The sequence below is a fragment of the Winogradskyella helgolandensis genome, from assembly GCF_013404085.1.
In the GTDB taxonomy this organism is placed as follows: domain Bacteria; phylum Bacteroidota; class Bacteroidia; order Flavobacteriales; family Flavobacteriaceae; genus Winogradskyella; species Winogradskyella helgolandensis.
In genome coordinates this window covers 1,503,105-1,517,092 of the sequence record NZ_JABFHO010000001.1, presented here as the reverse complement: position 1 = coordinate 1,517,092, position 13,988 = coordinate 1,503,105, and the positions used below count along the sequence as shown (strand labels likewise).

Annotated in this window: 12 protein-coding genes; 6 read left to right on the top strand and 6 right to left on the bottom strand. The window is 33.9% G+C overall.

Annotated elements, in window-relative coordinates; translation table 11 throughout:
• Positions 1-88: 88 nt before the first annotated feature.
• From HM992_RS06175 to lspA, 5 genes are all read left to right on the top strand, one after another.
• Positions 89-1,648, top strand: a complete 1,560-nt coding sequence (locus HM992_RS06175) for an NAD(P)/FAD-dependent oxidoreductase (protein ID WP_179319072.1) — start codon at positions 89-91, stop codon at positions 1,646-1,648.
• A 44-nt stretch (positions 1,649-1,692) separates the two neighbouring features.
• A complete protein-coding gene (locus HM992_RS06170) occupies positions 1,693-3,768 on the top strand; it encodes a tetratricopeptide repeat protein (protein WP_179319071.1) in 2,076 nt (691 codons plus the stop codon).
• Positions 3,758-4,459 (top strand): LytR/AlgR family response regulator transcription factor, encoded by a 702-nt coding sequence (locus tag HM992_RS06165; protein WP_179319070.1) that lies wholly within the window; start codon positions 3,758-3,760, stop codon positions 4,457-4,459. Before HM992_RS06170 ends, HM992_RS06165 begins: the two co-directional genes overlap by 11 nt.
• A 566-nt stretch (positions 4,460-5,025) precedes the next feature.
• Positions 5,026-5,919, top strand: a complete 894-nt coding sequence (fabD, locus tag HM992_RS06160) for an ACP S-malonyltransferase (protein ID WP_178985890.1) — start codon at positions 5,026-5,028, stop codon at positions 5,917-5,919.
• Positions 5,920-5,930: 11 nt separating this feature from the next.
• Positions 5,931-6,434 carry a signal peptidase II gene (gene lspA, locus HM992_RS06155; RefSeq protein WP_178985891.1) on the top strand — a complete coding sequence of 168 codons (504 nt, stop codon included), beginning with the start codon at positions 5,931-5,933 and terminating at the stop codon, positions 6,432-6,434.
• 10 nt (positions 6,435-6,444) lie between these two features.
• On the opposite strand, the gene HM992_RS06150 is transcribed toward lspA, so the two are convergent.
• The 4 genes from HM992_RS06150 to HM992_RS06135 all read right to left on the bottom strand — a co-directional run bounded on the left by HM992_RS06150 (position 6,445) and on the right by HM992_RS06135 (position 10,394).
• Positions 6,445-6,636 (bottom strand): hypothetical protein, encoded by a 192-nt coding sequence (locus tag HM992_RS06150; protein WP_020895523.1) that lies wholly within the window; start codon positions 6,634-6,636, stop codon positions 6,445-6,447.
• 189 nt (positions 6,637-6,825) lie between these two features.
• A complete protein-coding gene (locus HM992_RS06145) occupies positions 6,826-8,103 on the bottom strand; it encodes a metal-dependent hydrolase family protein (RefSeq protein ID WP_179319069.1) in 1,278 nt (425 codons plus the stop codon).
• Positions 8,104-8,119: 16 nt separating this feature from the next.
• Positions 8,120-9,139 carry a UDP-glucose 4-epimerase GalE gene (galE, locus tag HM992_RS06140; RefSeq protein ID WP_179319068.1) on the bottom strand — a complete coding sequence of 340 codons (1,020 nt, stop codon included), beginning with the start codon at positions 9,137-9,139 and terminating at the stop codon, positions 8,120-8,122.
• Between the two features lie 94 nt (positions 9,140-9,233).
• Positions 9,234-10,394 carry a DegT/DnrJ/EryC1/StrS family aminotransferase gene (locus HM992_RS06135; protein WP_179319067.1) on the bottom strand — a complete coding sequence of 387 codons (1,161 nt, stop codon included), beginning with the start codon at positions 10,392-10,394 and terminating at the stop codon, positions 9,234-9,236.
• 124 nt (positions 10,395-10,518) lie between these two features.
• Between HM992_RS06135 and HM992_RS06130 the strand changes: the two genes are divergently transcribed.
• Positions 10,519-11,757, top strand: a complete 1,239-nt coding sequence (locus HM992_RS06130; protein ID WP_179319066.1) for a 3-deoxy-D-manno-octulosonic acid transferase — start codon at positions 10,519-10,521, stop codon at positions 11,755-11,757.
• On the opposite strand, the gene HM992_RS06125 is transcribed toward HM992_RS06130, so the two are convergent.
• Positions 11,758-12,360, bottom strand: coding sequence for an alpha-ketoglutarate-dependent dioxygenase AlkB family protein (locus HM992_RS06125; RefSeq protein ID WP_179319065.1), 603 nt, complete (start codon positions 12,358-12,360; stop codon positions 11,758-11,760).
• Between the two features lie 137 nt (positions 12,361-12,497).
• Positions 12,498-13,817: a M20/M25/M40 family metallo-hydrolase gene (locus HM992_RS06120; RefSeq protein ID WP_179319064.1), complete on the bottom strand. Its 1,320-nt coding sequence runs from the start codon at positions 13,815-13,817 to the stop codon at positions 12,498-12,500.
• Between the last annotated feature and the right edge of the window lie 171 nt (positions 13,818-13,988).

The following is a 13,988-nucleotide window of genomic DNA, read 5'->3' as shown; positions in this document are numbered from 1 at the left end:
TTTTTTATGTTTATAATTTAATCCGATCGTTACAACTTATTACGATTTAAAAAGTTTTGATGATATTTCTTTTCTTTAATTTTGCAACATGATAAGATCTTTACAATTACGCATCAATTTACACGAAGAAAAACTACCAGATGGTTTGCTTAGAAAAGCAGCTTATGATTTAGGTATGAAACCTTCTGAAATATCTGGAATCAAAGTTCTAAGAAAATCGATTGATGCACGTAAGCGCAACATAATGTTCAATTATAAAGTTGAGGTTTACATCAACGAACCAATGCCTGAAACTTCAGAATATCACTTCGATTATAAAGATGTTTCAAACGCAAAGCCGGTTCATATTATAGGTTTTGGTCCTGCAGGTATGTATGCAGCTTTACGTTGTATAGAACTCGGTTTTAAACCTATTGTTTTAGAACGCGGAAAAAATGTAAAAGATCGTCGACGAGATTTAAAAGCCATCAATCAAGATCATTTTGTAAACGAAGATTCTAATTACTGTTTTGGTGAAGGTGGAGCTGGCACCTATAGTGATGGTAAATTATATACACGAAGCTTAAAGCGTGGTGATGTTCGTCGCATTTTTGAAAACTTAGTATATCATGGAGCAACGGATCAGATTTTAGTAGATGCGCACCCACATATAGGAACTAATAAATTACCAAAAGTCGTTCAGAATATTAGAGAGAATATTATCAAATTCGGTGGAGAAGTTCATTTTGAAACGCGTGTTACCGACTTCACCATTAAGAATGGTAAGATTGTAGCTATTCAACTTTTAGACGGAAAAGAATTAGATGTTGAAAAAGTGATTTTAGCAACAGGCCATTCTGCACGAGATATTTTCTATTTATTAAACGATAAAAAGATTAAGCTTGAAGCCAAATCGTTCGCGATGGGAGTCAGAGTAGAACATCCACAAGAGATTATTGATGGCATTCAATACCATTGTAAAGGTGAACAACGCGATGAGTTACTGCCTGCAGCGTCTTATAGTTTAGTGCAGCAAGTAAATGATAGAGGCGTGTATTCCTTTTGTATGTGCCCTGGTGGATTTATAGTACCTGCAGCAACCGCAAATGGAGAAGTAGTCGTTAACGGTATGTCTCCTTCAAAACGAAATAATAAATTCGCTAATTCTGGTATTGTCACAGAAATTAATGCGGACAAAGACCTTTACAAATACGAACATTTTGGAGCTTTAAAAGCACTCGAATATCAAAAAGATTTAGAACGTTTAGCCTTCACTGCTGGAGGACGTAGACAATCTGCTCCTGCTCAAAGACTGACGGATTTTGTAGAAGGTAAATTATCTTCAAGTTTAAATGAAACCTCTTATCAACCTGGCTTAAAATCCGCACCATTACATTCTTTATTACCAAAAATAATTGGAGGATCGTTACGAAAAGGATTTAAAGCCTTTGGCGAAAAAATGAAAGGGTATTACACTGAAGAAGCTAATATTATTGGAGTGGAATCTAGAACATCGTCGCCTGTAAACATTCCAAGAACAGAATCTTTAGAACATCCCGAAATCACTAATTTATTCCCATGCGGAGAAGGTGGTGGCTATGCTGGTGGTATTATTTCTGCTGCTATGGATGGAGAACGTTGTGCTGAAGCTGCAACTATAAATTTTTAAAGCTATGTATTGCACATCCCAATGTAATAAAGCACGGCTATAAAATGAAATATACCTATTTATTAATAGTGCTGTTTATTACAGGTAAGGGGCTTGCTCAGGCTGAAGTACAGAAGCAAAAAGCCCTAGATTCAGCTTACCACATTGCCACTAATATCACAAAGTCAATTGAAGAAAGACTAAATGCCTTTAGTTATTGTTGTTGGAAATCGGTTTATTCAGATTTTAATCAAGGGCTACAATATAGCGCTGAGTATCTAGAACTAGCAAAGACTAGTAAAAATCATAAACGAACATCTCAAGCTTATCATTTCCTAGGACATACTTATATGATGTTAGGTGAGATTGATAATGCAAAAAATACGTTAATAGAAGGTTTAAATTTCTCAATACAACACAAAACTTATCTAGGAATTGCCAAAATTTACGGCGATCTCGGCAACTTAAATAACAGTATAGGCAATGCTTCACTCGCTTTAGACTACCATTTTAAAAGTCTCGAAATTGCGAATAAACACGAAATCAATGTGGAATACGCAAGATCTAAAATAAACATAGGAGAAATCTATGAGGCTCAAGGCCAATACAAACTAAGTTTAGAAACTTTTGAAGAGGCCTTAAATTTCTGTATTGACCATAATTATGTTGGGTACATGGCTTCCATTTATGAAAGTCTTGGAGATATAAATGTTACAATTAAAGAATATGAGACTGCCGAAAAAAACTATACAACCGCCATATCATACGCTAAAAAGCTATCTAATAATCACAGACTTATTAATGCTTTAAATAAAATAGGAGAATTACATTTAGAACTAAACAACTTAGCAAAAGCTAAAACAAATTATAATGCAGCTTTAGAAATTGCTGCAACCAGTAAAGCTGTAGTGCTAGAGGCAAACGTAAGAACGAATTTAGCGCATTTACATTTTCAGCAAAATGAAACTAAAGCAGCCAAAGAGAACATTACATGGGTAATTCAACACTTAGAGCGTTTAAATATTAAGGATAATTTAGATAAAGCTTATGTTGTTGCAGCAAAAACCTACCAAGCTTTAAATCAAAAGAAAGAAAGTAACACCTATTATAATAAGGCGTACGAAATTGCAAAAACCACTAATAATATTAACACCCTAAAATTAGCGAGCTATGGTCTCGCTGAAGCCTACGAAAAAGATGGAGACCTATCTAATGCCCTCATGTATTATAAGGAATTTAATGACTATAATAATCAGATAAGAAATAAGGAAGGTATACAAGATATTATTCGCATTGAACTTCAAGATGTTTACCATCAAAAATCATTAACAGACAGTATTACTAAAGCCAATAAATTTAAGCTACTTCAATATGAATATGAAAAAAAAGAAGAACGCAATAAATTAAGAAATTATATTGCGGTATTAAGTATCATGGCTCTTATTTTAATTGTCTTATGTGTTACTTATTATTATTTTCAAAACAAGAAAATTGCGCTAGTACTCGCAAAAAAAAACAAACTCATTAACGCTGCTTTAAGTGATAAAGAAATCCTGCTAAAAGAAGTACACCATCGTGTAAAAAACAACATGCAGGTCGTGTCTTCTTTATTATATTTAAAATCCAAGAATATAGAAGATCAAAAAACTAAAGACGCTTTAATCGATAGTAAAAAAAGAATAGACGCTATGCAATTGGTGCATCAAAAAATGTATCAAAAAGGGAACTATCAACAAATTGATGTTTTAGAATATTTTAATGATATTGTAGACCTTCTATTAAAACCTATTAAATTACCAGAAGACAGTTTTACTGTTCATGGTAAAGAACTATGGTTAGATGTAGAACAAGCACAAGCCTTAGGTTTTATTTTACATGAATTGATTGCTAATAGCCTAAAATATGCTTGGAACAAAACAGCAATTAGAACTGTAGACATCAGTATTATAAAAACCAAAAACAATATTCAATTTAGTTACTCCGATAACGGCAAAGGCTTACCTGAAAACTTTGATATTGCAACTACTAAATCTTTTGGCATGAAGCTAATTTATTCGCTTTCAACAAGACAATTACTTGGTAAAACCCGAGTTAATAATACCAAAGGATTAGCTATAAACATTACATTCAATGCCAGATAAAACAAAATCAAAAGTCCTAATTGTTGACGATGATGTATTCATCTCAGAACAACTCAATAGCATTTTAGAAGATTTGGGCTATCAGGTTACAGAAATAGCGTTCAATACTGAAAGTGCGCTACAGGCTTTAAAGACAAATACGCCGGACATTGCTATATTAGATATCAATATGCACGGCAGAAATCAAGGGTTTGAAATCGCAAAATACATCAGAGAAAATTTAAATATTCCTTTTATATTCTTAACCTCTTTTGCTGATGAATCAACCGTTAATGAGGCGTCAAAATTAACGCCAGACGGTTACTTATTAAAACCATTTAATGAAGCGACTATATTTTCTACTTTAAACATTGTACTCAAAAGGCATCATAAAACTAATAGCCATTTTAACATTAAAATAGGTCATGAAATACATAAAGTCAAAGATGATGAGTTACTTTTTATAATGTCTGCAGATAAGTATATAGAGATACATACGAAATCTAAAAAATACTTAAAGAGAGACACTATAGATCATTTTATTCAAGAAAATGAGCTTAAAGGAATGAAGCGTGTACATCGATCTTATGCAGTTAAAATAGATAATATTGATAGTGTAAAAGGATCAACTATTTATATCAACAACCAAGAAATCCCAATATCAAACACCTACAAAGAGGCTTTTAAGAAAGCCTACAGCTCTTTTTTGTAAACACATTCTTACAGATAAATTCAATTCAACGCTATTCTAAAATTAAGTAGCGTTTAGGCGAGTGCCATCTCAACTTTCCACGTACAAAACCCATCACTTCGCGACATTTTTTTTCACGACTTCCATTATTGCTCTAATTTTGTTTAGAACGCTCTACCTACTTATTTATGAAAAAAAAATCATTTTTGGTTTTTGTATTAATGCTATTTGCATTAGCACTTGTCATAGCACAAAGTTTAATATTATTAGGCCTCAATTAACACAGATGAATTGATACAGTCGTAGACCTAATTTCCAAAAAAATTAAACCCTGAAAATCAAACTGCAGGTATTTATTAAGGAAACAATCTTGACAAACATAAAAGAATAAAAAAAATAGAGCACTTCTTGTTGTAGGGAATAAGAAGTCAGCTTAAAAGGATGCTTTTGAAAAGCATCCTTTTTTTATGGAACAAAACAGTTATAAATTCTTAATCTAAAAAAGCGAACCAAAGAGTGGAATACATACCATACAAAGGTCTCTTTAATAAATTATTACTATTTTCGCGTCTTAAATTGAAACACAAATGAACGCATATATATTTCCAGGTCAAGGTGCACAATTCTCAGGAATGGGATTAGATCTTTATGAGAATTCCCCTTTAGCACAAGAATTATTCGAAAAAGCTAATAACATCTTAGGTTTTCATATTACAGACATTATGTTTGAGGGCTCTAAGGAAGATTTAATGCAAACAAAAGTAACTCAACCTGCCATCTTTTTGCATTCTGTTATTTTAGCAAAAATACTTGGAGATAATTTTAAACCAGATATGGTTGCTGGTCATTCTCTTGGAGAATTCTCCGCGTTGGTTGCTGCTGGCGCCTTAACGTTTGAAGACGGACTTAAATTAGTCTCTCAACGTGCACAAGCCATGCAAAAAGCTTGCGAGTTGCAACCAAGTACTATGGCTGCAGTTTTAGGCTTAGAGGATAACGTTGTTGAAGACATCTGCAAAACTATAGATGGAGTTGTTGTCCCTGCGAATTATAATTGCCCTGGTCAATTAGTAATTTCTGGTGAAGTTGATGCTATTACTAGAGCATGTGAAGCTTTAAAGGATGCTGGTGCAAGACGCGCTTTAGTATTACCGGTTGGAGGAGCATTTCACTCTCCTTTAATGGAACCTGCTCGCGAAGAATTAGCAGCTGCCATTGAAAATACCACATTTAGTAAACCAAACTGTCCGATATATCAAAACGTGACTGCTTCTGCTATTACAGATGAAAATGAGATTAAAGCCAATTTAATTTCGCAATTAACGGCACCGGTGCGTTGGACACAATCCGTTCAGCAAATGGTTGCTGATGGTGCTACAAACTTTACAGAAGTTGGTCCAGGAAAAGTATTACAAGGTTTAGTAAAGAAAATACATCGCGAAGCACAAACCACTTCAGCTACTTTTGAAACTAACGCCTAAAACCAACTGCTTTGAACAGAAATTTATTTATTACACTTCTCATAATATTTAATATTGCCATTGATCAAATTTCGAAAGTAATTGTTAGGACCACAATGATTAAAGGTGGAAAGGGGCAAATCAATGTTATACAAGACTATTTCCAACTTATTTGGGTTGAAAACAAAGGAGCTTTTTTAGGCATGGGAAGTGACATGAATCCAACATTAAGATTAATCTTCTTATTGATTCTGCCTACCATGGTTTTAGGTTATGTAATCTATTACATTCTAAAAACCAAAGAATTAGACCGCATGAGCTTAATTGCTTTTTGTTGTATTGTAGGAGGAGGTGTAGCCAATGTCTTTGACCGAATTGTATTTGGCCAAGTCACTGACTTCTTCTATATTAATTTAGGAGGTGTCTTTAGAACAGGTATCTTTAATGTTGCTGACATGTCTGTTACCACAGGTATGATAATGTTACTATTCAGTGGAATATTTAACAGCAAGAAGAAAGAAAATGTTTCTGTTTAGTGTTTTAAAACTAACGTGCTAATTTACAGTCTTCGCAATCTTTAACTTCACCATAATACGTTTCGCGATACTTGTGAAGTGTTTTGTAAGGAATGCTTAAAAATTGCTTTTTGATGTAGGTGACATTAGTTAACATTACACCCATTTTTTTCGTGAAGCGACCTTCGGTTTTGGTCTCTCTTTTAATACTAATCAATTTCATGTTGTTCAATTATCATTCACTACAAAGCAACGACGTTTGATAACCAATCCCAAGGAATAAGTGTTAAAACCGAGCTAAGGGCTTTTGGTATTATCATATTGAAAATCAGATACTATAACAATTAACACATTCGCAACGCTATAGCTTATCATTTACATATTCAATAACACTAAAAATGTTGAAAAAAGGCTAATTTTTATAAATAACACCATTTTTCATAACAAAAATGACGTTTTCCATTGTAGAAATCGTTATTGTTGGATCTTCATTTACTGCAATAATATCGGCAATATAATTAGGTTGTATTTGCCCAATTTGGTCTTCCATTTTTAATAACATGGCATTGGTAATTGTAGCAGATTGAAGCGCTTCTATTTCAGGCATTCCGGCTTCAACCATATAACCAAATTCCTTAGCATTATCACCATGATAAAACACTGCCGCATCTGTTCCGAAGGCAATATTAACTCCTGCTTTGTATGCTCTTCCAAACATATCTTGAATCTTAGGACCAATATTTAAAGCTTTAGGCACAATGATTTCTGGATAATACCCAGATATCTTTGCTTTGTCCGAAACAAATTTTCCAGCAGATATCGTTGGTACTAAATATACATCGTGCTTTTTCATGAGTTCCATGGTCTCAGCACTCATTAAAGTGCCATGCTCAATAGTTTTGACTCCACCTAAAATGGCACGTTGCATGCCTTCATCTCCATGTGCATGTGCCGCCACATGAAACCCATAATCTTTAGCAGTTTCACAAATAGCTTTTATTTCTTCGACAGAAAATTGCGGATTCTGACCGCTTTTAGCCACACTTAACACTCCACCTGTTGCTGTAATTTTAATTAAATCGGCTCCATTCTTATAACGTTGTCTTACGGCTTTTTTTGCATCCTCTACTCCATTCACAACACCTTCCTTTGGACCAGGATCACCCATAATATTTTTATTAGAACCATTTGTTGGATCCGCATGACCTCCTGTAGTTGCTAATGATTTACCCGCAGTAAAGATTCGTGGGCCATCAATTTTCCCAGCGTTTATAGCATTCCTCAAGGGGATGTTAACACCAGAGCCACCTAAATCTCTAACTGTTGTAAAACCACTCATTAAAGTAGCTTTTGCAAATTTCACTGAGTTGAAAGCCACATCTGCTTCATTCAGCGTGTATTTTTCTAGATAAGATTTTGGATTGGTTTCTCCTTCAAGATGCACATGCATATCTATTAAACCTGGCATTATGGTTTTCGATTTTAAATCAATTGTTACATCTTCAGAATTTGTAGGGTTGATATAACCATCTTCAATTGAAATAATTTTATCACCTGAAACGACAATGGTTTTCTCCTTGAGTACTTTACCAGATTTTGTATCCACTAATTTTCCACAATGCAAATATGTGTTTTGTGCAGTAAGTGACAGTGCACACAGTAATACTAAAATTCTGAGTAAAGTTTTCATATGATTGATATTTAGATTATTTCTTTCTAATCTTTTGTTCCCATTTCCAAGCAGAATCCATGGCATCATCTAAGGTTAATTTTGTTTTCCAACCTAAAACATTGTTTGCTTTAGACGTTTCGGCATAAGCAGCAATGACATCACCTTCTCTTCTATCTACGATTTTATAATTTAAAGATGTTCCTGAAACACGTTCAAATGATTGAACGGCTTCTAAAACAGTACTTCCTGTTCCTGTTCCAAGATTAAAAAACTCGAAATTAGAATCATTTTTGCCATTTAATAGACGTTGTAAAGCCACGACATGCGCTTTTGCTAAATCCACGACATGAATATAATCTCTTACACACGTACCATCAGAGGTCGGATAATCGCCGCCAAACACAGACAATTGCTCACGCATACCTATAGCCGTTTGTGTAATATAAGGTACTAAATTTTGTGGCACTCCAATTGGTAATTCACCTATTTCAGTGGAGTCATGCGCACCAATCGGATTAAAATAACGTAGTGCAATCGCTCTAATATCTTCATTTACACGACAGGTATCTCTAATAATTTCTTCACCAATCTGCTTCGTATTTCCATAAGGAGACTCTGCAGGTTTCACAGGTGCATTTTCCGTAATTGGTAATTCATCGGCTTGTCCATAAACCGTACAAGAGGAACTAAAGATAAAATTCTTCTTACTCAAACCACTCAATTCTTGAAGCATATAAATTAACGTGGTGATATTGTTTTCATAGTACATTAAAGGTTCTGCAACACTTTCGCCAACGGCTTTATTTGCTGCAAAATGAATGACACCAACAATATCGTTATGACGCTTAAAAAAATCTTGAACGTCTGGTTTTACTTTTAAATCGAGCTTTTCAAAAAGTGGTTTTTTGTTTGTGATTGCCGTAATACCATCTAAAACTTCAATAGAAGAATTAGATAAATTGTCTATAATTACAACATCATAGCCTTCGTTCTGTAATTCTACAACTGTATGTGACCCAATAAAACCTAAACCACCTGTTACTAAAATTTTCATGTGTTTTCTATATATTTTTTTTTCAAAATGTCACATGCTGTTCGCTATTAATCAACCCATTGGTAGACAAAGCTATTAACATGCTCGTTTCATATTATTTATTTGAATCGATAAAATTTAAAACTGTGCTAGTAATACATTCAATCTGTTCATCATCGAGCTCTGTATGCATTGGAAGCGAAATCACAGATTTAATTAACGCATTAGTAATCAGAAAATCTGATTCATTATAGCGATCATCCATATATGCTTTTTGTCTGTGCAACGGAATTGGATAATACACTCCACATGGAATATTGTTAGACTGTAAGTGCGCCACAAGAGCATCTCTATCCACTCCTTTTAAATTAAGTGTATATTGATGAAACACATGACAATCGCATGTGTCACAAATCCCTTCACACTCCGTTAAACCAGATGGAACGGTAATATTTGGATGATTTTCAAAAGCTTTATTATATTTTCTTGCTGTGTCTCGTCTTGCACTGTTGTAAGCATCTAAATGCGGTAACTTAGCATCCAGAACAGCAGCTTGAATAGAATCTAATCGTGAATTAACACCAACCACATCATGATGATAACGCTCGTACATTCCATGGTTTACAATGCCTCTAATGGCATGTGCTAAGTCATCATCATTGGTAAAAATAGCTCCACCATCTCCGTAACAACCTAAGTTTTTTGATGGAAAAAATGATGTTGAAGCCACATGGCCAATAGCGCCTGTTTTGGTTTTAGAACCGTCACTATGTGTATAATCAGCTCCAATACCTTGTGCATTATCTTCAATGACGTAAAGGTTATGCGCTTTTGCCAAAGCCATTATAGCATCCATTTCTGCTGGAAGTCCAAATAAATGAACTGGTACAATAGCCTTAGTTTTTGGCGTAATTGCTTTTTTAATCGCATTGACATCGATATTAAACGTTACGGGATCGACATCCACTAAAACCGGAGTTAATTGCAATAATGCAATAACCTCAACAGTGGCTGCGAACGTAAAATCGGCTGTGATTACCTCATCACCTGGTTGCAATCCTAAGCCCATCATGGCGATTTGCAATGCATCTGTTCCGTTAGCACATGGAATGACGTGTTTTACTCCTAAATAATTCTCAAGATTTTTTTGAAACTCATGCACCTTAGGACCATTAATAAAACTGGCACTGTCCATTACTTCTTGAATCGAAGGATCTACTATATCTTTAATTTTGGCATATTGACTTTGGAGGTCAACCATTTGTATTTTTTTCATTGTGAAGACTACATTTTAGTGTAAATATAAAAAAGCGTAAAGCTATTAGCGAAAATACGAAATTGTAAGCGCTATGGCAACGCAATTAAATGAAAGAAATGTATTTTAGCATAAATATTTGTTTTTGAAAGGACTCTATTCCATAGGAATTTATTTAGCAAGTTTTGTTGTTAAAATTGCAGCGTTATTCAATTCTAAATTGAAACAAGGTGTTATTGGCAGAAAAAACACCTTTTTAAAGCTTAAAAACTCCATTAAACCACAAGACAAAACGTTTTGGTTTCATTGTGCATCTTTGGGAGAATACGAACAGGGACTACCTGTTTTTGAAGCCTTAAAATCCAAACACCCTAATTATAAAGTCGTGTTGTCCTTTTTCTCTCCGTCTGGTTTTGAGGTTAGAAAGAATACTAAAATCGCCGATGTTGTAGTTTACCTTCCACTTGATACGACAACTAATGCACAACGCTTTTTAGATTTGGTGAATCCGGATTATATTCTATTTGTGAAGTATGAAATTTGGCCAAATTTTTTACATGAAATAAAAAAACGCGATATAAATGCCATTCTAATTTCTGCAGCTTTTAGGAAAGATCAAGGTTTTTTTAAATGGTATGGCAGTTTTATGAGATCTTCTTTATTTGGGTTCAAGCATATTTTCACACAGAATGAAAATTCTAAATCGCTCCTTGAAGGTATTGATTATAATTCCGTTTCGGTATCTGGAGACACCCGATTTGATCGTGTTTCGAATCAACTAAAAATTGATAATACCGTTACATTTATCGAAGACTTTAAAGACGACAAATTGTGTATTGTCTTTGGAAGTTCTTGGCCAGATGATGATAAATTATATATGGATTTTATAAATTCTAATGAAAATTTAAATGTCAAATTTGTGATTGCCCCACATAATCTAAAACCGAGTTATGTGGCTTCTTTAAAATCACAATTGAATGTAAAAACCATTAGTTATTCAGAATTAACTCAAAATGAAAATTTAGCTGATTACAAGGTGTTCATTTTGGATACCATTGGTTATTTAAGCAAAGTTTATAGCTATGCCAATATAGCTTATGTTGGTGGAGGAGCTGGTTCAACTGGATTACATAATATATTAGAACCTGCCGTATTTGGAATTCCGATTCTTATTGGAAAAAACTATGATAAGTTTCCTGAAGCTAAGACGCTTATTAATTTAGGAGGCGTAACTAGTTTGGCGAATTCCTCAGCTTTCAATTCTACTTTAAATGCTTTGATTACAGATGAAGGATTAAGAAAAAATCAAGGAGATATTACTAAATCTTATATTGATTCTAATACTGGTGCTGTTGTAAAAATCATGGAGTATTTAAAATTTTAATTAAGATTCTATAGTCCGAAACGTTAAATTTATTCTTGGCGTTTTTACTTTTTTAGTTGGTGGTAAGCGATGTAACCAATGGGTTTGTGTTGTGCCTTTCATTACCAATAAACTTCCTTTTTCTAGTTGAACGGAAACATTTTGTTTAGTCGCTTTATGTTTAAATAGAAATTTACGTTCTGCTCCAAAACTTAAAGACCCTATAGCTCCATTCTTTTTCAAATCCTTCTCTCCATCGCTATGCCAAGCCATACCTTCTTCTCCGTTGTGATATAAATTGAGTAAACATGAATTAAAAGTCTCACCTGTTTTAGATTCTACCATTGCCTTCAGTTCTAAGAGTTCTTTAGTCCAAGGCAATGCAGATTTTGTAGTTTTAGAATAGGTATAATCGAAGGGTTGATCTCCATACCACGCTACTTTTCGTTTCGTAATAATTAGTTTCCCAAATATGATGGCCTTATCGTTCTCCCAATTGATATTTTGAAGTAGTTTTTCGTAATAATCTTGTGCTTTTTTAATAGACATTATGGAACCGAAATAATTTACTTCTCCATCAAATGGTAAAAGATTAGAATCTATTTCTGAATTAAATAAGTCCATTTTCTTATATTTAAGACACGAATTTCAAAATTAACACTACTATATTACTTAGAAAACAATAACACAAATGAAAAACCTTAAGCGCTTTTCAGTATTGGTATCTGTAGAAAGGTTATTTTTTTATAGCATTATTTCTTTTATAGTTTTGAATTCACCAATCTATACATCAAAACAGCAGTAATTTTTGCTTGGGTTGCCACTGTATTTAAATTCCCTGTTTCGTTTATAGTGTGATCGTCACCACCACCAGTTAGCCCTAATCCATCAATTGCCATATCCACATATTCAGAAGTAAACGAAATATCTGCAGCTCCGGCATTTCTTGGATTTACTGCGTTTACTGAACCGAAGCCTAAATCTTCACTTACAGTATTATAATACCCTAATAATTTCACATTTCCATCGGTTTTTGTTAATGGCGGATACGCTCCTGCTGAAAACGTTAATTCAGCATTCGTTTTTGGATAGCTTTCTGAAACTATCTTAGCCATGGTTTCTTTAGCTTTAATTAATTGATTCAAAGACACGGCTCTTAAATCTCCTCTAACTATTGTTTCTTGCGACACCACATTCGATTTCCCAAAGGCATGTCCACCAGTGCCATCATCGTCTGGCTGTAAGGTTGTACCTCCAATAATGAACCCTGGATTAAATGTTAAATCCTTTTCTTTAGCGAGTTGGACGTAGAATTCATTTAAGATTCTAGACGTTTCATAGATGGCTCCTGCTCCAATTTGTTCTGTGAAGATTTGAGAAGAATGTGCAGGATTCCCTGTAACTTTAAGTTGCCAATCTGTAGAACCTCTGCGAGATACCACAATTGTTTTGGGGTTATTATCTCCATTTTCAAATCCTAAAGCAATATCTGCGCGTTTTGCTGCATCGATTAAACCTGCCTTAGACAATTCTATTGGAGATCCACTTTTTTCTTCGTCACCCGTCATAACGATTTCTATAGACATATCATCTAACAATCCGGCTTCATGTAACGCTTGCATTGCTAATATGATGATAACATCACCACCTTTCATATCGGCTACTCCAGGCCCTTTCATTATAGAATCATTGAGCATGGTATATTCTTGAAACGGACTATCTAATTCAAAAACGGTATCTAAATGACCAATCATTAAAAATTTTGGTCCTTTTTTTCCTTTTCTCGATGCTATTAGGTGTCCAGCTCTACCATAAGCATCACCATTTGTTAATTCTGTTTTGAAACCTAGTTTATCTAGTTCTTTTTGATATAGTTTACCGACATCCTTTACACCTTCAAAATTCATGGTGCCACTATTCATATTGACTGTTTCCTTAATCAGCTCAATAGCGTTTTCCGTATGACTATCTACAGCCTTTATAATACTTTTTTCTTTTCTGTTGCTCTGGGAAAAACTTAAAATTGAAAAGCAAACAACAGCAATGAATAGGGAATATTTATAATTGAATTTTAAAATCATCTTGTTAATTTATTTGTTTGTTTCTTTATTTTGGCGATCATTTTAATCCGTTTTAAATGAATTCTGATCCATAATGATGTCGAGTAATATGAATGAGTTTCTTATAAAAGTAATTAAAAACAAAAAAACACCAACAAATAACATCCAAATCTAGTTTTATGGACGTATATA